This is a genomic window from Rhodococcus sp. Z13, assembly GCF_025837095.1.
Taxonomy (GTDB): domain Bacteria; phylum Actinomycetota; class Actinomycetes; order Mycobacteriales; family Mycobacteriaceae; genus Rhodococcus; species Rhodococcus sacchari.
Window position 1 is genome coordinate 56,902 of the sequence record NZ_CP107551.1, and the last position, 19,256, is coordinate 76,157.

13 protein-coding genes are annotated in these 19,256 nt (G+C 68.5%); 10 read left to right on the forward strand and 3 right to left on the reverse strand.

Going from position 1 to position 19,256, the window contains the following annotated elements:
* Positions 1-26 precede the first annotated feature (26 nt).
* The 7 genes from OED52_RS00270 to OED52_RS00300 all read left to right on the forward strand — a co-directional run bounded on the left by OED52_RS00270 (position 27) and on the right by OED52_RS00300 (position 8,175).
* Entirely contained in the window at positions 27-1,505 is a 1,479-nt protein-coding gene (locus OED52_RS00270) for an aldehyde dehydrogenase family protein (RefSeq protein WP_264152742.1), read from the forward strand.
* Positions 1,506-1,570: 65 nt separating this feature from the next.
* Positions 1,571-2,791: a cytochrome P450 gene (locus tag OED52_RS00275; RefSeq protein ID WP_264152743.1), complete on the forward strand. Its 1,221-nt coding sequence runs from the start codon at positions 1,571-1,573 to the stop codon at positions 2,789-2,791.
* Positions 2,792-2,846: 55 nt separating this feature from the next.
* On the forward strand, positions 2,847-4,034 hold the full coding sequence (locus OED52_RS00280) for an amidohydrolase family protein (RefSeq protein WP_264152744.1): 1,188 nt from the start codon (positions 2,847-2,849) through the stop codon (positions 4,032-4,034).
* Between the two features lie 26 nt (positions 4,035-4,060).
* On the forward strand, positions 4,061-4,318 hold the full coding sequence (locus tag OED52_RS00285) for a hypothetical protein (RefSeq protein WP_264152745.1): 258 nt from the start codon (positions 4,061-4,063) through the stop codon (positions 4,316-4,318).
* Positions 4,315-5,241 carry a DUF7065 domain-containing protein gene (locus OED52_RS00290; protein WP_264152746.1) on the forward strand — a complete coding sequence of 309 codons (927 nt, stop codon included), beginning with the start codon at positions 4,315-4,317 and terminating at the stop codon, positions 5,239-5,241. Before OED52_RS00285 ends, OED52_RS00290 begins: the two co-directional genes overlap by 4 nt.
* A 48-nt stretch (positions 5,242-5,289) precedes the next feature.
* Positions 5,290-5,946 carry a superoxide dismutase family protein gene (locus OED52_RS00295; RefSeq protein ID WP_264152747.1) on the forward strand — a complete coding sequence of 219 codons (657 nt, stop codon included), beginning with the start codon at positions 5,290-5,292 and terminating at the stop codon, positions 5,944-5,946.
* 111 nt (positions 5,947-6,057) lie between these two features.
* Complete coding sequence (locus OED52_RS00300) at positions 6,058-8,175, forward strand: catalase (RefSeq protein ID WP_264152748.1); 2,118 nt, start codon at positions 6,058-6,060, stop codon at positions 8,173-8,175.
* Positions 8,176-8,306: 131 nt separating this feature from the next.
* On the opposite strand, the gene OED52_RS00305 is transcribed toward OED52_RS00300, so the two are convergent.
* The gene (locus OED52_RS00305) at positions 8,307-9,350 is read right to left on the reverse strand and encodes an FAD-dependent monooxygenase (RefSeq protein ID WP_264152749.1); all 1,044 of its coding nucleotides are present in this window, start codon (positions 9,348-9,350) and stop codon (positions 8,307-8,309) included.
* A 57-nt stretch (positions 9,351-9,407) separates the two neighbouring features.
* On the opposite strand from OED52_RS00305, the gene OED52_RS00310 reads away from it, so the two are divergent.
* From OED52_RS00310 to OED52_RS00320, 3 genes are all read left to right on the forward strand, one after another.
* Complete coding sequence (locus tag OED52_RS00310) at positions 9,408-9,971, forward strand: TetR/AcrR family transcriptional regulator (protein ID WP_264152750.1); 564 nt, start codon at positions 9,408-9,410, stop codon at positions 9,969-9,971.
* Positions 9,972-10,274: 303 nt separating this feature from the next.
* The gene (gene gltB, locus OED52_RS00315; RefSeq protein WP_264152751.1) at positions 10,275-14,870 is read left to right on the forward strand and encodes a glutamate synthase large subunit; all 4,596 of its coding nucleotides are present in this window, start codon (positions 10,275-10,277) and stop codon (positions 14,868-14,870) included.
* Positions 14,863-16,314 (forward strand): glutamate synthase subunit beta, encoded by a 1,452-nt coding sequence (locus OED52_RS00320; RefSeq protein ID WP_264152752.1) that lies wholly within the window; start codon positions 14,863-14,865, stop codon positions 16,312-16,314. The genes gltB and OED52_RS00320 overlap by 8 nt, the downstream gene beginning before the upstream one ends.
* Before the next feature lie 219 nt (positions 16,315-16,533).
* On the opposite strand, the gene OED52_RS00325 is transcribed toward OED52_RS00320, so the two are convergent.
* Both OED52_RS00325 and OED52_RS00330 read right to left on the reverse strand, forming a co-directional pair.
* Positions 16,534-17,517: an NAD(P)H-dependent flavin oxidoreductase gene (locus OED52_RS00325; RefSeq protein WP_264152753.1), complete on the reverse strand. Its 984-nt coding sequence runs from the start codon at positions 17,515-17,517 to the stop codon at positions 16,534-16,536.
* On the reverse strand, positions 17,514-19,247 hold the full coding sequence (locus tag OED52_RS00330) for a class I adenylate-forming enzyme family protein (protein ID WP_264152754.1): 1,734 nt from the start codon (positions 19,245-19,247) through the stop codon (positions 17,514-17,516). The genes OED52_RS00325 and OED52_RS00330 overlap by 4 nt, the downstream gene beginning before the upstream one ends.
* Between the last annotated feature and the right edge of the window lie 9 nt (positions 19,248-19,256).

The window sequence follows — 19,256 nt, forward strand, 5'->3', positions numbered from 1 at the left end:
GGTTCCTGTTGAGTACGGAGAATATTGTGACACACGACTTTTCACGACTTTTCATCGACGGGGCCTGGGTGGAGAGCGACGGGGGCGAGGTCCTCGACGTACTCAACCCCGCCAACGGCGAACTCGTCGGCCGGGCACCGCAGGCCACCGTCTCCGATGTGCGGCGAGCCGTCGCCGCGGCGCGGCGGGCCTTCGACGAGGGACCGTGGCCGCGCATGTCGCCCCGCGAACGCGCCCAGGTGATGCTGCGCATGGCCGACGCCCTCGACAAGCGCCGCGCCGAACTCGTGGACCTGAGCATCGTGGAGGCCGGCTCGACCCGGGCGCTGGCCGAGTACCTGCAGGTCGGTGTGCCGCTGCAGCACTTCCGCGACATGGCCGAGCGGATCCTGCCCTCCTTCGAATTCGAGAAGCCGGTGCTGCCCACGGTCGGGCCGGGCATCGGGATCGGCCAGGGCGTCGTCCTGCGCGAACCCGCCGGTGTCGCCGCGCTGATCTCGGCGTACAACTTCCCGCTCTTCCTCAACATCATGAAGGTTGCGCCGGCCCTGGCCGCGGGCTGCACCGCGGTGCTCAAACCCGCCCCCGCGACCCCGCTCGAGGCACTGGTCCTCGGTACCATCGCGGAGGAGGCCGGACTTCCGCCCGGCGTGCTCAACATCGTCACCGGCGACATCGACGCCGGTCGCGAGCTGACGACCAGCCGCGACGTCGACCTGGTGAGCTTCACCGGCTCCGACACGGTCGGCCGCGCCGTCTACGAGCAGGCCGCACCGACGCTGAAGAAGGTCGTCCTCGAGCTGGGCGGCAAGTCCGCCAACATCATCTGCGAGGACGCCGATCTCGGGAAGGTCGCCGAATCGGTCATCGCGAACATGGTCACCCACGCCGGGCAGGGCTGCTCGCTGTTCACCCGCACGCTCGTGCACCGCTCCCGCTACGACGAACTCGTCGCCTACGTGACCGCGGGCCTGGGCACGATCACCGTGGGTGATCCCGCCGATCCGAGCGTCATGATGGGCCCGCTCATCAGCGCCGCGCAGCGCGACAAGGTCGAGAAGCTCATCGCCCGCGGTGTCGAGGAGGGCGCGAGGATCGCCTTCGGTGGCGGACGCCCGGCCGGCCTCGACAAGGGGTACTTCGTGGAACCCACCCTGTTCGTCGACGTGGACAACTCCATGGACATCGCGCAGAAGGAGTTCTTCGGCCCGGTCGGTGTCCTCGTCCCGTTCGACGACGACGATCACGCCGTCCGTCTGGCCAACGAGAGCGATTTCGGGCTCGGCGGAAGCGTCTTCGCCGCCGACCCGGTGCGCGCCTACGAGATCGCCAAGCGGATCCGCACCGGATTCGTGTCCCTCAACGGCGGCGGTGGGGGAGTGACCCCGCACGTGCCGTTCGGTGGCTACAAACAGTCGGGTCTCGGCCGGGAATGGGGTGCGGCGGGCCTCGACGAGTACCTGGAGACCAAGGCGGTGACCTGGAGCGCCGCATCCGGGGGATGACCGTGCGTTCCCGCCGACGTCCCCGTCGGTCCCGTTCTCTTTCCCTACGTCCGTGAGGATCTGTCATGACCCGAGCCGAATCCGACCGCGCCACCGGCACCTCCGGGTGCCCCGTCCACAACTTCAACTACACCGAGCTGCAGAAGGCCGGCACCTGGTTCGAGAAGTACGACCGGCTGCGCGACGAATCCCCGATCTACCGCAACGAATTCGGGCCGGGCTTCTACACGGTGGTGAACCACGAGGGCATCCTCGACCTGCTGCAGCGGCCCGAGACGTTCTCGAACAGCGTCGTCACCCCGCTCGACCCGAACCCGCCGTTCAAGTGGATCCCGGAGATGCTCGACGGTGACGAGCACTTCCAGTGGCGGCGCCAGCTCGGCCCGCTGTTCTCCCCGAAGTGGGTGCAGTCGCTCGAACCGCACATCCGCCAGTGCGCCGCCGATCTCGTCGACGAGATCGCGTCGCGCGAGGGCATGCAGGTGGACTTCATGCGCGAGTTCGCGCAGGTGTTCCCCGCGACGATCTTCCTCGAACTCATGGGCATGCCGGTCGAGGAACTCGACCAGTTCATGGAATGGGAACACGCGATCCTGCACGGCAGCGACGACGACGTCGAGGCCCACGGGCAGCGCCAGTTCGCCGCCATGCAGGCCGTGATGGGACGGTTCGTCTCCATCATCGCCGAACGTCGTGCCGAACCGAAGGACGACATCGTCAGCAAGGCACTGCAGTTCGAGATCGACGGCAAACCCGTCACCGACGAGGACCTGCTGTCGTTCCGCCTGCTGATGTTCATGGCAGGCCTCGACACCGTCGCCGCCACACTGGGCTGGACCTTCCACCACCTGGCGTCGCATCCGGAGGACCGTGCACGCATCGTCGAGGATCCCTCGGTGATCCCGACTGCGGTGGAGGAGTTCCTCCGCGCGTACGCGATCGTCGTCCCGGCCCGGAAGGTCATGGAGGACACCGAACTCCAGGGCATCTCCCTCAAGGCGGGCGACATGGTCAACTTCCCGCTCAGCGGCGCCACCCGCGACGAGGCGGTCTTCGAGAACGCGAGTGAGGTCGACATCGAGCGCTCCCCGAACAACCACATCGCCTTCGGTGCCGGCCCCCACCGGTGCCTGGGCTCGCACCTCGCGCGCCGGGAACTGCGGATCGCACTGGAGGAGTGGCACAAGCGGATTCCCGAGTACCGGATCGTGCCGGGAGTCGAACTCATCGAGACGGGTGGGCAGCTCGGCCTCACCTCGTTGCCCATCGAATGGGACCGGGCCTGACCCGAGAGCAGGACAGAGCCCGACCCTCGTTCCACCGCACATCCAGGAGGACGCAATGCCCCTGCAGGACCACATGCACCTGATCTCCACCGACGACCACCTCATCGAGCACCCGGCGTTGTGGTCGGACCGGTTGCCGTCGAAGTTCCTCGGGGCCGCGCCGAGGATCGTCGAGAAGGAGATGCCCAAGGGCATCCACGTCGGTGACGGCGACCGCCCGCTGGACACCGCGACCAAACTCGCGCAGGTGTGGGAGTACGAGGGCCGGATCTACCCGTACATCGGGCTCAACGCGGTGGCCGGCAAGAAGCCGGAGGAGTACGGCGTCGAACCCACCCGCTACGACGAGATGCTGCCCGGCTGCTACGACCCGCGGTCTCGGGTGCAGGACATGGACATCGACGGGGTGCAGGCCACCCTGTCGTTCCCGTCCTTCCCGCGTTTCGCCGGCACCGTCTTCCTCGAGGGGCAGGACAAGGAACTGGCCCTGCTGTGCGTGCAGGCGTGGAACGACTACATCCTCGACGAGTGGTGCCCCACCGCCCCCGACCGCCTGATCCCACTGACGATCCTGCCGTTGTGGTCGGTGGAGGAGGCGGTGAAGGAGGTGCACCGCACCGCGGCGAAGGGCTCGCGCGCGATCTCGTTCGTGGAGAACCCCGTTCCGCTCGGGTTGCCGTCCTTCCACACCGACCACTGGGATCCGCTGTTCTCGGCGGTGGAGGAGACCGGCCAGCCGCTGTGCGTGCACTTCGGCACCTCCGGTCAGGCCCCGATCACCGCACCCGAGGCGCCGATGGCGGTGATGATCGCGCTGTTCGGCTGCAACTCGATGTACGCCACCGCCGATCTGTTGTTCTCTCCGGTCTTCCACAAGCATCCGCGGCTGAAGTTCCTGCTCTCGGAGGGCGGCATCGGCTGGGTGCCCTATCTGCTCGAACGCATGGACCAGACCTGGGAGAAGCACCGCTTCTACCAGAACATCCATCAGACGGTCCGGCCGTCGGAGCTGTTCGCGAAGCACATCTACGGCTGCTTCATCGACGACCGGTTCGGTGTGGACAACCGCGACGCCATCGGCATCGGCAACATCACCTGGGAAGGCGACTACCCGCACTCCGACTCGAACTGGCCGAACAGCCGCAAGGTGGTGCAGGAGCAGATGCGCAACGTCCCCGACGAGGACGTGCACAGGATCGTCGAGCTCAACGCGCGCGAGCTGTTCCGGTTCCCGCGTTCGTGAACCGGTCCGGACGGGAGGTACCCGACATGGAGGAACCGATCACGCAGATCCCCCAGGACGACTGGGTCGACCAGGATCTGCTGACCCGCGAACTGGCCGGCTCCCTGCTCGACCAGGAGATCGAGGCCGAACAGGAACGGCTCGCGCGGTTCGACCGCGGGGAGAGGGGCGACGACATCGTGATGTCGCGGGAGGACATGGAACGGCGGCTCGCCGCGATGATCGCCGTACGCGACCGGGTGCGCGGCGACGGCGAACGAGTGCGGATCCGGGGACTCCCGTGACGGCCGCGGGGGAGGGGTTCACCGCGGCCGACGACGGCCTGCATCCGGTCTCCGGCAACTTCTACGAGACGGAGACCTTCTGGTTCTCGTTCTTCGTGCCGGAACGCAACATCGGCGCCTGGGTGTACGTCAGTGCCCGGCAGAACGCCGGCACCACCTCCGGTGGCCTGTGGCTGTGGGACCACACCGGCTCGGCCCCCTGGGAGGTGCCCTTCTTCGAGGGGTTCTCGCATCTCAAACCGCCGCGATACGAGAACGGGGTGCTCACCAGCCCCACCGGCGCGACGATCACCGTCGTCGAACCGGCGATGGAGTACACCCTCCGGTACGACGACCGCGACCGCATCACCGCCGACCTGCACTTCCGGGGACTCGAGCGGCCGGTGCCGCTGCGCAGCGGGTCCCCGCCCTATCCGGTCGCCTCGCACTACGACCAGACCGGTCACGTCACCGGCACGGTGGTGCTCGACGGGGAACACATCGACGTCGACTGCTACGCGATGCGCGACCGGTCGTGGGGACCGCGCACCGAGCGGGGCTACCACCGCGTCGGCTACACCTGGCTGGCCGATCCGCAGCTGAGCCTGCTCACCTATTCGGCCCCCACCGACGACAGCGACGACATCCACTCCGGGTACGTGCGGCGCGGCCGGGACGTCGTGGCGGTGCGCGGCGGGCACCGCAAGGTGGGGCGCCACCCGCAGCGGGGCTGGATCGACTCGCTGGACGTGACAGCGGTCGACGAGAACGGCACGGAGATCACGGTGACCGGCCGCGCCCGCAGCCGGCTGATCCTGCCGGGGTCGACGAACATCTGCATCAACACCCTGCTGGAGTTCGACGTCGACGGCCGCACCGTCTACGGGGAGGACCAGGACGTGTGGCCGATCAAGGAGTTCCGCCTGCTCGCCCGCACGGTCTGAGACACGTTCACGGGTTCGTTCGTGCCCGGAGGGGGTATCTCTCCGGGCATGAACACACGTCACGCATGCCTCGTCGCGGGGTTCTCCGCAGCGGCCCTGGTGGCCGCCGGATGCGGTAGCGACGACACCTCCACGGACACCGAGACGGTCGAGACCCCACCGACCTCGCTCACCACGACCACCACCGACTCGTTGCCCACCCCGGTGCCGGGGATGAGCGGCGACGCCTTCGGTCCGCCCGGCGAGGCGGGGCCCGACGACGACAACGCCTTCACCTACGACGAGGCCGCCGTGCCCGTCGGGGCGACCTTCGACGTCGAATCCGAGGACGAGAACGGCCGCACCACCGTGACCTTGCGGGTGATGGGGCTGCAGCCCGACCGCGACTTCGGAGTGCACGTGCACACGCGGCCGTGCGGGCCGAACCCGTCCGATTCGGGGCCGCACTACCAGAACCAGGCGGATCCGGCCGCCACGCCCGACTCGCCGTCCACCGATCCGGCCTATGCGAATCCGCAGAACGAGATCTGGCTCGACCTCACCACCGACGCCCAGGGCAACGGGGAGGCGTCGACGACCGTCGACTGGGAGTTCCGTGACGGTGAGGCCAACTCGGTGGTGCTGCACGACCGGCACACCGGCACCGCGCCCGGGGAGGCGGGACAGGCGGGGGATCGGCTCGCCTGCATCGACGAGGACTTCTGACACCGCATGCCGAACCCGGACGGGAACGGGGAGCGCACCGCTCGGTTTGATCGGCGGCGCCCGGGGTAGTCGCTGTAGAAGCCAGCCCCACACCACGATCGGAGTTGCCGAATGTCCGGTGAGATCCCCAAGGTTCCCGGTGTCCCCTCGACGACCACCCCGCCCGTCGACGAACCCACCAGCCCGGTGGAGCCGCCGGCCGCCAAGCCGGACCAGGCCGAACCGGCGGTGGCCACCGCAACGGGCACACCCGCCGACCTGCCCCGTGGCCGAGCCCAGCAGGGGGCGTATCTGACCACGGCGCAGGGCGCGCGGCTCACCGACACCGACCACTCGCTCAAGGCAGGGCGTCGTGGTCCGATCCTGTTGCAGGACCATCACTTCCGCGAGAAGATCACCCACTTCGACCATGAGCGCATCCCGGAGCGGGTGGTGCACGCGCGTGGTGCCGGTGCGCACGGTGTGTTCCGTGCGAACGGTGCGGCGAGCTCGATCACCCGCGCGCAGTTCCTGCAGAAGGACGTGGAAACGCCTGTCTTCGTTCGGTTCTCGACCGTGCTCGGGTCGCGTGGCTCGGCCGACGCCGTGCGCGACACCCGTGGGTTCGCGACGAAGTTCTACACCGAGGAGGGCACCTTCGACCTCGTCGGCAACAACATCCCGGTGTTCTTCATCCAGGACGCCATCAAGTTCCCCGACATCATCCACGCGGGCAAGCCGCATCCGGACCGGGAGATCCCGCAGGCGCAGAGCGCGCACGACACCTTCTGGGACTTCGTCTCCCTGCACACCGAGGCCACCGCGCACACGATGTGGAACATGTCCGACCGCGGGATCCCCCGCTCCTACCGGACGATGGAGGGCTTCGGTGTCCACACCTTCCGGCTGGTGGACGCCGACGGTGGGACGGCGCTGGTGAAGTTCCACTGGAAGCCGCGGCTGGGTGTGCACTCGCTGGTGTGGGAGGAGGCCCAGATGGTCAACGGCTTCGACCCCGACTTCCACCGCCGTGACCTCGCCGACGCGATCGAAGCCGGTGCCTGTCCCGAATGGGATCTCGGGGTGCAGGTCTTCCCGGACACCCCGGAGCAGACCTTCGAGGGCATCGACCTGCTCGATCCCACCAAGATCGTGCCCGAGGAACTCGCGCCCGTGCAGATCGTCGGCACGATGGTGCTCAACGCGAATCCGACGAACTTCTTCGTCGAGACCGAGCAGGTGGCCTTCCATCCGGGTCATCTCGTGCCGGGTATCGACGTCACCGACGACCCGTTGCTGCAGGGCCGGTTGTTCTCCTATCTCGACACGCAGATCACCCGTCTCGGCGGACCGAACTTCGCGCAGATCCCGATCAACCGTCCGCACGCACCCGTCAACGACATGTTCCGTGACGGCTTCCACCAGCACGCCGTGCACACGGGTGTCGCGCCGTACAAACCGAATTCGCTCGACGCGGGCTGTCCGTTCATGGCCGCGGTGACCGAGGGGGCGTTCGTCGACACTCCCGTCCAGGTGCCGGCGGCGCAGAAGGAGCGTGAGGTCTCGCGCACCTTCGACGACCACTACTCGCAGGTGCGCCAGTTCTACCGGAGTCTGACCCCGATCGAACGGGCGCACATCGCCCACGCCTACACCTTCGAGCTGGGCAAGTGCTACGAGCAGTCGATCAAGGAACGGCAGCTGCAGATCCTCGCCAATGTCGACACCGAGCTGTGCGAGACGGTGGCCGCCGGTCTGGGCCTGCCCGCGCCGAAGGCGACGGTCGAGGTGCCGGATCTGCCGTCGAGCCCCGCGCTGGCCCAGGTCGGTAAGGAATGGCCGGTCCAGGGCCGCCTGATCGGCATCGTCGCCGACGACACCACCGACGTCGACCAGCTGCTCGAGGCGGTGCAGGCGATCGACGCGGCCGACTGCGTCCCGCTGGTGATCGCCCCGCACGGCGGCATGCTCGGTGGCGCGGTACCGATCTCGCGGACCTTCCTGACCGCCCGGTCGATCGAGTTCGACGCCGTGATCCTGGCGTCCGCGGCGCCGGACGCGCGGGTGGGGATCCTCGTCGACGAGACGTTCCGGCACCACAAGGCCCTGGCCGCGTGGGGTGCGGGAGCGAAGGCTCTGGAGGGTCGTGAGGCACCCGGTGTCGTGGTCGCGGACGGCCCGCAGGCCGCCGTCGGGCAGATCCTCGAGCTGCTGCGTACCCACCGGGTGTGGGAGCGGAACGCCGTGTGACGGAGTTCACCCGAAGTCGACTTACGTGAGTCCGCTGCGGCCGGTTATTCTTTCGTTACCTCTGGTCGCAGCTGATGTTCATCGCTGCGGCCAGTTGTTATTCACGGGTCTTTCACCCTCCTGTGCCGGTGTCATCCGCCCAGCCGCGTGGCAGCACCGACGAGGGCGTCGCGTAGTCCGGTGAAGCGGCTCGCCGTCGCGATCCGGGACAGCGCGTGGGAGGCGCGCACGAGGCGCCGGGTGCGCCGGCGCCGGGTCTGGTCGTAGCGCTGCAGTGCCTCGTGCACCGGGTGCCTGGCGAGCAGGTCCGCGAGGGTCGCGCCGTCGACCATCGCCTCGCAGGCCCCGCGGCCGAGGTTCGGGGACATCGCATGGGCGGCATCGCCGATCAGGGCGACGTTGCCCTTCACGAAGGCCGGCAGGGGAGGGGATTCGTACAGGTCGTGGTACAGGACGGTCTCCGGGTCGATCCGGTCGAGGACGTCGCGCACGGCGGGATGCCAGTCGCGGTAGCGGGCGCGTAGCTCGTCGATGCTGCCGGTGCCGCCGGCGGGACCGCGCACGGCCGCGAACCAGTTGGTGAGCCCGCCGTCGCGCGGGGTGATGCCGAACAGTGCGCCCGGACCCCACGTCTCGCTCATCGACGCGACGGTGCCGTCCACCCAGCCCCGCCAGGCCGAGCAGCCGGTGTACACGGGGCGGTGGGACGGGCCGAACAGCCGGTCGCGCACGGCGCTGTTGATGCCGTCGGCGGCCACGACGACGTCGTAGGCCGCGAGATCGGGCAGATCGGGTGCGGGAGAGCCGAACTGCAGGACACCGGAGGGGAGGCCGTCGGCGAGGATCCCGAGGAGGGCCGGTCGGGACAGCAGCACCACACCCCGCGCCCTGTCGCCGAGGCAGCCGATCACCTTCCCGTCCCGGCGCAGGAGGGTGGCGTCCTCCTGCCGGGCACCGAGTTTCTCGACCCGGCCGCCCAGACCGCAGCCCCGGCCGGCGACGGTGAGGGCGTCGATCGCGTCGGGCCACATGCCGAGGGCGGTGCCGGTGCCGGGCAGGGTGTGCGCGCGTTCGAACACGTCGACGTGCCAGCCGCGGCGGACGAGCGCGTTGGCGGTGGTGAGCCCGCCGATCCCGCCTCCGAGGATCGCTGCTTTTCCGTGTCGTGTGGTCATGCCCGAACGTTACTGCGGATGTAGTGAAATGTCACTACTCCTGTAGTGTCGGGAGCTGTGACCGACAGACGCACCGTAGTTCTCGATGCTGCGATCGACCTGGTGGGCAGCGAGGGGCTGCGGGCCCTCACCCACCGCCGTGTCGACGCGGTCGCGGAGGTGCCCGCCGGCTCGACCTCCAACTACTTCCGCACCCGCCACGCCCTGGTGGAAGGGGTGCTCGACCGGCTCCTCGAACGCGACCGGGCCGAACTGGCCGCCATCGGTGAGGCCGCGATGCCTCGCGACCTCGGTGAACTCGAGGGCCTCGTGTACGGCTATGTGATGCATGCCACCGGACCCGACCTCGTGCGGACCCGCGCGCGCCTCGCGATGTTCGTCGAGGCCCTGGCCACCCCGGAACTGCGCGCCGGGGTCGATGCCCGCAGGGGCGAGCTGCGGGGGTGGATCGCCGTGCTGCTCGCCGGGCTCGGCGTCGAGGATTCCTCCACGGCCGCGCGGGTTCTCGTCGACTACCTGGACGGGGTGATCCTGCACCGGTGCACCGCCGCCGACGACCAGCCGGACCCACGCGAGGGCATCGCCCGCATGCTCCGCGGGATCGTCACGAAACCGGCATGACGGCCGCGCTTCGTGCGCGTTACGGCCGTGTTTCCGCAGTTCAGGGCCAAGGTAGGGCAGGCTTGCTTGCGTCACCCCCCGCTACCTGGCATATCGTACTTTTCGAGAACGGTGGGCCCACGACGTCCCACCGATCGCCGGGTCCACGCTCGTGCTGCCGAAAAAGGCACCCGCACCGTCGCGGATGAGCGGATACTGGCGATGTCGAAAGGTGTCGGGCACCCGGCCGACACCTGATCTACGGCAGTAGATGGCCATCAGCGCTGCTGGTCGTCGGTGCTATCGCATCAACGAAGGCTAGGTATGACTCATCTCCCCGGGCCTCGAGGGCTCTATCATCCCGCGAACGAGCACGACTCCTGTGGTGTCGCGTTCGTCGTCGACATGCACGGTCGCCGCAGCCGGGACATCGTCGAGAAGGCAATCACCGCCCTTGTCAATCTCGAGCATCGCGGCGCCGCCGGCGCGGAGCAGAACACCGGCGACGGCGCCGGCATCCTGATCCAGATCCCGGACGCCTACTTCCGCGAGGTCGTCGACTTCGACCTGCCCGCCGAGGGCGCCTACGCGACCGGCATCGCCTTCCTGCCCAAGGGCGAGGAAGCCGCCGCCGAGGCCGCCGCCGAGGTCGACCGCATCGTCCAGGAGGAAGGCCTCGAGGTCCTCGGCTGGCGCGAGGTGCCGGTCGACGACTCCGATCTGGGCTCCATGGCCAAGGACGCCATGCCCACTTTCCGTCAGATCTTCATCGCGTCGGGTGCCCGCGCCCTGACCGGTCTCGAGCTCGAGCGCCGCGCGTACGTCGTGCGCAAGCGCACCGAGCACGAGCTCGGCCACCACGGTGCCGGCGAGGACGGCCCCGGCAGCGAGACGGTCTACTTCCCGTCGCTGTCGGCGTCGACCATCGTCTACAAGGGCATGCTCACCACGCCGCAGCTCAAGGGCTTCTACCGCGACCTGCAGGACGAGCGTGTCGTGTCGGCCCTCGGCCTGGTGCACTCGCGCTTCTCCACCAACACGTTCCCGTCGTGGCCGCTGGCGCATCCCTTCCGCCGCGTCGCGCACAACGGTGAGATCAACACCGTCACCGGCAACGCCAACTGGATGCGGGCCCGCGAGGCGCTCATCGACACCGAGGTCTTCGGCGGTCGCGAGAAGCTCGAGAAGATCTTCCCCGTCTGCACGCCGGGCGCTTCGGACACCGCGCGCTTCGACGAGGTGCTCGAACTGCTGCACCTCGGCGGCCGCAGCCTGCCGCACGCCGTGCTCATGATGATCCCCGAGGCGTGGGAGCGGCACGAGTCGATGGACCCGGCCCGCCGCGCGTTCTACGAGTACCACGCGGCCCTCATGGAGCCCTGGGACGGACCGGCCTCGGTGTGCTTCACCGACGGCACCGTCATCGGCGCCGTGCTCGACCGCAACGGTCTGCGTCCCTCGCGTGCCTGGGTCACCGACGACGGTCTCGTCGTCATGGCCTCCGAGGTCGGCGTGCTCGACATCCCCGCCGAGAAGATCGTCAGCAAGCGTCGCCTGCAGCCGGGCCGCATGTTCCTGGTCGACACCTCGAAGGGCCGCATCGTCGAGGACGAGGAGATCAAGCGCGAGCTGGCCTCCGAGCACCCCTACGAGGAGTGGGTCGCCAACGGTGTCACCCGCCTCGAGGACCTGCCCGAGAGCAAGTACACCTACATGTCGCACGAGCGCGTCGTGCTGCGTCAGCAGGTCTTCGGCTACACCCGTGAAGAGGTCGACCTGCTCGTCAAGCCGATGGCGGCCTCCGGCGCCGAGGCGCTCGGCTCGATGGGTACCGACACCCCCATCGCCGTGCTGTCCTCGCGTCCGCGTCAGCTGTTCGACTTCTTCTCGCAGCTGTTCGCACAGGTGACGAACCCGCCGCTGGACGCGATCCGCGAGGAGATCGTCACGAGCATGGGCACCATGCTCGGCCCCGAGGGCGACCTGCTGAACCCGACCGAGGCGTCGTGCCGGCAGATCCTCGTTTCCGCGCCGGTCATCGACAACGACGACCTGCAGAAGCTCATCCACGTCAACGACGAGAAGCAGTTCCCGGGTTTCAACAGCGTCATCATCCGTGGCCTGTACCCGGTCGCCGAGGGCGGCGAGGGTCTGCGCCGGGCGCTCGAGTCGATCCGCGCCCAGGTCTCGCAGGCCATCGAGAAGGGCGCACGCCTGATCGTGCTGTCCGACCGCGAGTCCGACGAGAAGCTGGCGCCGATTCCGTCGCTGCTGCTCACCTCCGCGGTGCACCACCACCTCGTCCGCGAGAAGACCCGCACCAAGGTGGGTCTGCTCGTCGAGGCAGGCGACGCCCGCGAGGTCCATCACATCGCCGCCCTGTGCGGTTTCGGTGCGGCCGTGGTCAACCCGTACATGGCGTTCGAGAGCATCGACGAGCTGCTGCAGAACGGCGACCTGCCCGAGGGCATGACCCTCGAGAAGGCCATCGCCAACTACATCAAGGCGGCCTCGAAGGGCGTGCTCAAGGTGATGTCCAAGATGGGCATCTCCACCCTCGCCTCCTACACCGGCGCCCAGCTGTTCCAGGTCATCGGCCTGTCGCAGGAACTCGTCGACGAGTACTTCACCGGCCTGCAGTCGCAGCTCGGCGGCGTCGGCCTCGACGAGATCGCCGCGGACGTCGCGGCGCGGCACCGCATCGCCTTCCTCGACCGTGCCTCCGAGCGCGCGCACCGCGAGCTCGAGGTCGGTGGCGAGTACCAGTGGCGTCGTGAGGGCGAGTACCACCTGTTCAACCCGGACACGGTGTTCAAGCTCCAGCACTCCACTCGCACGGGCCAGTACAAGATCTTCAAGGAGTACACCAAGCTCGTCGACGACCAGTCGGAGCGGCTCGCGTCGCTGCGCGGTCTGTTCGAGTTCAAGAAGGGTGTGCGCCCGCCGGTCCCGATCGAGGAGGTCGAGCCGGCCACCGAGATCGTCAAGCGGTTCTCCACCGGCGCGATGAGCTACGGTTCGATCTCGGCCGAGGCCCACGAGACCCTCGCGATCGCGATGAACCGTCTCGGTGCCCGCTCCAACTCCGGTGAGGGCGGCGAGCATCCCGCCCGCTTCACCCCGGACGAGAACGGCGACTGGCGGCGTTCGGCGATCAAGCAGGTCGCCTCGGGCCGCTTCGGTGTGACCGCGCACTACCTGAGCAATTGCACCGACATCCAGATCAAGATGGCGCAGGGTGCCAAGCCGGGTGAGGGCGGCCAGCTGCCGCCGCACAAGGTGTACCCGTGGGTCGCCGAGGTCCGTGGTTCGACGCCGGGCGTCGGCCTGATCTCGCCGCCGCCGCACCACGACATCTACTCGATCGAAGATCTGGCGCAGCTGATCCACGACCTGAAGAACGCCAACCCGAAGGCCCGCATCCACGTGAAGCTGGTCTCCGAGCTCGGCGTCGGCACGGTCGCGGCCGGTGTGTCCAAGGCCCACGCGGACGTCGTGCTCATCTCGGGCCACGACGGTGGCACCGGTGCCTCGCCGCTGACCTCCCTCAAGCACGCGGGTGCCCCCTGGGAGATCGGCCTGGCCGAGACCCAGCAGACCCTCATGCTCAACGGTCTGCGCGACCGCATCGTCGTGCAGGTCGACGGCCAGATGAAGACCGGCCGCGACGTGATGGTCGCCGCGCTTCTCGGTGCCGAGGAGTTCGGTTTCGCCACCGCCCCGCTGGTGGTCTCGGGCTGCATCATGATGCGCGTGTGTCATCTCGACACCTGCCCCGTGGGTGTCGCGACGCAGAATCCCGTGCTGCGCAAGCGATTCACCGGCAAGCCGGAGTTCGTCGAGAACTTCATGCTCTTCATCGCCGAAGAGGTGCGCGAGTACCTCGCCGAGCTCGGTTTCCGCAGCCTCGACGAGGCCATCGGCCAGGTGGAGTACCTCGACACCCGTAAGGCCGTCGAGCACTACCGCGCGTCGAAGCTCGACCTGTCGCCGCTGCTCGAGAAGGTCACCTCGCCTCTGTTCACGGAGCAGGACTACTACTGCACCAAGGAGCAGTACCACGCTCTCGACAAGGCGCTGGACAACGAGCTGATCGCCAAGGCGCAGCCGGCCCTCGAGTCGGGTACGCCGGTCGCGTTCGACACGCCGGTCACCAACGTCAACCGCACCGTCGGCACGATGCTCGGTCACGAGCTCACCAAGAAGTACGGTGCGGAAGGCCTGCCGGACGACACGATCGACATCACGTTCACCGGGTCCGCCGGTAACAGCTTCGGTGCGTTCGTCCCGCGCGGCATCACGATGCGGCTCAACGGCGACGCGAACGACTTCGTCGGCAAGGGCCTGTCGGGTGGCCGCATCATCGTGCGCCCGCCGTTGAACGCGTCCGAGGGCTTCGTCGCCGAGGACAACATCATCGCGGGCAACGTCGTCCTGTTCGGTGCCACCGCCGGCGAGGCCCTCATCCGCGGTGTGGCGGGTGAACGGTTCGCCGTCCGCAACTCCGGAGCCACGGCCGTCGTCGAAGGTGTCGGCGACCACGGCTGCGAGTACATGACCGGTGGCAAGGTCGTCATCCTCGGCAAGACCGGCCGCAACTTCGGTGCGGGTATGTCCGGTGGTGTCGCGTTCGTGTACAACCCGGACAAGGACTTCGAGAACAACCTCAATACCGAGCTGGTCGATCTCGAGGACCTCGAGGGCGAGGACTTCGCGTGGCTCAAGGGAGCCATCGAACGGCATCGTGACGAAACGGGCTCCGAGGTCGCAGCCCGCATCCTGGCCGACTGGTCACAACAGGTCAGCCATTTCGCGAAGGTCATGCCTCGCGATTACAAGAAGGTACTCATGGCTATCAAGGACGCCACCATTCGTGGTGCGAACGTGGACGAGGCGATCATGGAGGCTGCTCGTGGGTGATCCGACCGGTTTCCTCAAGCACGGTTCCCGCGAGACCCCGGTTCGCCGGCCCGTCCCGCTGCGGCTGCTCGATTGGAAGGAGGTTTACGAGCCGTTCCCGCTCGAGACCCTCCAGACCCAGGCGAGCCGCTGCATGGACTGCGGTATCCCCTTCTGCCACAACGGTTGCCCGCTCGGAAACCTGATCCCCGAGTGGAACGACCTGGCCTACAAGGGCAAGTGGGAGGACGGCATCGAGCGTCTCCACGCGACCAACAACTTCCCGGAGTTCACCGGCCGGCTGTGCCCGGCGCCCTGCGAGGCGTCGTGCGTCCTCGGCATCAACCAGGATCCGGTGACCATCAAGCAGGTCGAGGTCGAGCTGATCGAGAAGGCCTTCGACGAGGGCCGCGTCAAGCCGGTTCCGCCGTCGAAGTCCACCGGTCGCAAGGTCGCGGTCGTCGGCTCGGGCCCCGCGGGTCTCGCTGCGGCACAGCAGCTCACACGCGCCGGCCACTCGGTGACGGTGTTCGAGCGGGCCGACCGCATCGGTGGTCTGCTCCGCTACGGCATCCCCGAGTTCAAGATGGAGAAGCGCTTCATCGATCGCCGTCTCGCGCAGATGGAGGCCGAGGGAACCGTCTTCCGCCCGGGCGTGAACGTGGGTGTGGACATCACCGCCGACGAGCTGCGCGAGCAGTTCGACGCCGTGGTCCTCGCCGGTGGTGCGACGGTTCCGCGTGATCTGCCGATCCCGGGCCGCGAACTCGACGGCATCCACCAGGCCATGGAGTTCCTGCCGATCGCCAATCGCGTGCAGCTCGGCGACCTGCCGGCCCCGACCATCACGGCCGAGGGCAAGAAGGTCGTCATCATCGGCGGCGGCGACACCGGTGCCGACTGTCTGGGCACCTCGCACCGCCAGGGTGCGGTGAGCGTCCACCAGTTCGAGATCATGCCGCGTCCGCCGGAGCAGCGCGCCGAGTCCACCCCGTGGCCGACCTACCCGCTCATGTACCGGGTCTCGTCGGCGCACGAGGAGGGTGGCGAGCGGGTCTTCTCCGTCAACACCGAGCAGTTCCTCGGCGAGAACGGCAAGGTCACCGGTCTGCGCGCCCACGAGGTGAAGTTCGTCGACGGCCGCTTCGAGAAGGTCGAGGGCACCGACTTCGAGCTCGAGGCCGACCTGGTGCTGCTGGCCATGGGCTTCACCGGAGCCCAGAAGGAAGGCCTGCTCGACGATCTGGGAGTCGAGTTCGATCAGCGCGGCAACGTCGCCCGCTCGAAGGACTGGGCCACCAGCGTCGACGGTGTCTTCGTCGCCGGCGACATGGGCCGCGGCCAGTCGCTCATCGTCTGGGCGATCGCGGAGGGCCGTGCGTGCGCGGCCGCCGTGGACCGTTACCTCGAGGGTGAGACGGCGCTGCCGGCGCCGATCGCCACCACCTCTGCGCCGCAGCGCTGAGCGCTCCGAGAGGTCGAGTGCTCCAGCGTCGTAGCGCTTGATGCGGTGAGAAGAGCGGGGTCGCACACCGGAAGGTGTGCGACCCCGCTCTCGTGTGCGGTGTGGATGCGTCCGGGGCGGTGTGTCGCCGCGCGAGGATCCGGTCGATCGGGCTCCCGGCCCGACGAGGATCGCCACGAACATCGCCCAGCAGAACAGCGCGGCGGATTCGCCGCGCATTCAACTTCCGGAGGGCATCCGTATCCCGGGCAGGCCGGTGAAGCGTGCCCGCGCGGCGTCGTACTCGGCGACCAGCTCCTCGACGACCTCGGCGACCGTCCCGATCCCGTCGATGAGACCCAGGCCCTGGCCCGCCGCCCAGACGTCCTTCCACCGGCCCTGCACGCTCTTCGTGGCGTCGTAGTCGCGGGTCGCCGGGGCCGTGAGAGCCTCCGGATCGAGGCCGTTGGCGATCAGGCTCGGCCGCAGCCAGGAGGCGGGCGTTCCCGTGATCCCCGCGCTCACCACCAGATCGTCGGGCCCGTGCTCGACGACCATCCGCTTGTACTCCGGCGGCGCCATGCTCTCCGCGGTGGCGAGGAACCGGGTACCCATGTAGACGAGATCCGCTCCGGCCGCCACGGCACCGGCCACACCCCAGCCGTCCCCGATCCCGCCGCCGATCACGACGATCCCGTCGAAGAACCTGCGCACCGACGAGACGAACGCGAACGGGGACAGGTGACCGGTGTGCCCGCCGGCCCCGGCCGAGATGCAGGCCAGCCCGTCGACACCGAACCCGGCGGCCTTGTGGGCGAGACGCACCGACGCCACGTCCGCCAGCACCAGGCCGCCGTACCCCTTGACCGTGTCCATGACCGGCTCCGGGGAACCGAGAGCCGTGATGACCACGGGCGGGCGGTATTCCGCGACCAGTCGGAGATCGTCGGCGAGACGGGCGTTGGTGCGGTGGGTCACGAGATTCACCGCCCACGGGGCCGCGGGTGCGCCCGCGGAGGCGAGCCCGTCCGAGATCGTGCCCATCCACGTGTCGAGTTCCGCGGTCGTCCGGCAGTTCGGTGTCGGGAACGCTCCCACGATTCCCGATGCGGCGGCGGCGATCACGAGATCGGGACCGGAGATCAGGAACATCGGTGCCGCGACGACCGGCAGCCGGAGCCCCGCGAGCAGGGCCGTACGGTCGGGTCGGGACGTGACGGTCACCGCTCGGTCTCCAGCAGTTCGGTGCGGATGTGGCGGCGCAGCAGTTTCCCGACGGCGTTGCGGGGCAGCGTGTCCACGATCCGCAGTTGCTCGGGCAGCTTGAACGATGCGACGTCGTGACGACGGAGATGCTCGACGAGGTCCTCCAGCGTCGGGTTCGCACCTTCGGCCGGAACCACGACGGCGCAGCACTTCTCACCGAGGACCTCGTCGGGGACGCCCACGACCGCGACCTCCGCGACGGCAGGATGTTCCTGCAGCAGTCCCTCGACCTCCGCGGGCGCGATGTTCATGCCGCCGCGGATGATGATCTCCTTGATGCGGTCGACGAACCGCAGGTATTCGCCGTTCTCGCCACAGAGTTCGAACACGTCTCCGCTGCAGAGGAATCCGTCCTCGTCGAACGGTGACGACGCGGCGGTGCCCTCGAGATATCCGGCGAACACCGTCGGTCCCTTCAGCCGCAGCTCGCCGCGGCCACCGGTCGAGGTGACGATCTCTCCCGTCTCGGGATCGACCAGCTTCACCTCGGTGTGGCGGGCGAGGTGGGCGACCCACTCCTTTTCCCGCGCCGCGTAGTTGGGGAGGTGCTCGGCACGCAGTTCGGGATCGGGGATGTCGTTGGGTGCACCGAGCAGGCAGAGGCCCTCGTTGGATCCGAAGAAGTTGATCACCTCGATGCCGTGGTCGTTCTGCCACGCCGCGACGACGGACGGAGCCAGGGGTGCGCCGCCGGCGCCGACACGCTGCAGCGACGACAGGTCGAAGGTGTTGCGGAGCTTGTCGTTCTGCAGCAGCATCGTCAGGATCGCCGGGGCCGTGATGGTGTGGGTGGCCCGGTGCTGCTGGATCTGGGCCAGGTAGACCCCGATATCGAGCGGGTGGTGATGGACGAGATGCCCGCCCCCGATCAGCCAGGGCAGCAGCGCGGCCGCGAAACCGGCCATGTTCACCAGCGGGAAGGGATTGAGCAGGACCGAGTCCTCGTCCGTCTCCATCGCGTCCTGGACGCCGTAGCCCACGGCGAGCCAGTCGGCGTGGCACCTCGGGATCCCCTTGGGGGCGGACTCGGTTCCGCTGGTCCAGCAGATGGTGATCTCGTCGTTGACCGTGTGCTCGAGACCGGCGGCACGGGCGTCGGCCTCGGCGGCCTGCTCCGCCGGAACCGGCACGTCCCCGATCTCCACCGCGCCGTCGGGCACGTGCGGGCCGAACGCGAAGACCGTACGCAGACCGTCGTGTTCACCGACGAGCCCGAGGGCGTCGGCCGCGAACTCCCGGTCGCCGAGCCGTCCGACGGTCACCACGGCCACCGCCTTCGTGGCGGCGACGATGCCGGACAACTCGTGGCGACGGTAGGAGGTGGGCATCGGCGTCGCGACGGCGCCGAGACGCCACAGTGCGAGATAGGTCGCGACCAGCGACACCGAGTTCGGAACCTGTACGGCCACCACGTCGTTCGTGCGGATACCGTGTGCGAACAGCACGGCTGCGATCTGCCGGACGTGGTCGTCGAGCTCGCGCCAGGTCAGCGACCGCGGTGCCGCGCCGGTCAGATCCCCGAGATTGGAGGGATCGGTCGTGGCGGTCCGGTCGGGCCGGCGCTCCACCCAGGAGGCGAACAGATCCGTCACCGTCTCGGGTCGCCACAGGCCACGTGCCAGATGATCGGCAACCTTGTCGGCGGGGTGACAACGACGACGTGAACGGGTCGTGGACAGCTGGGACATCGATCGGCC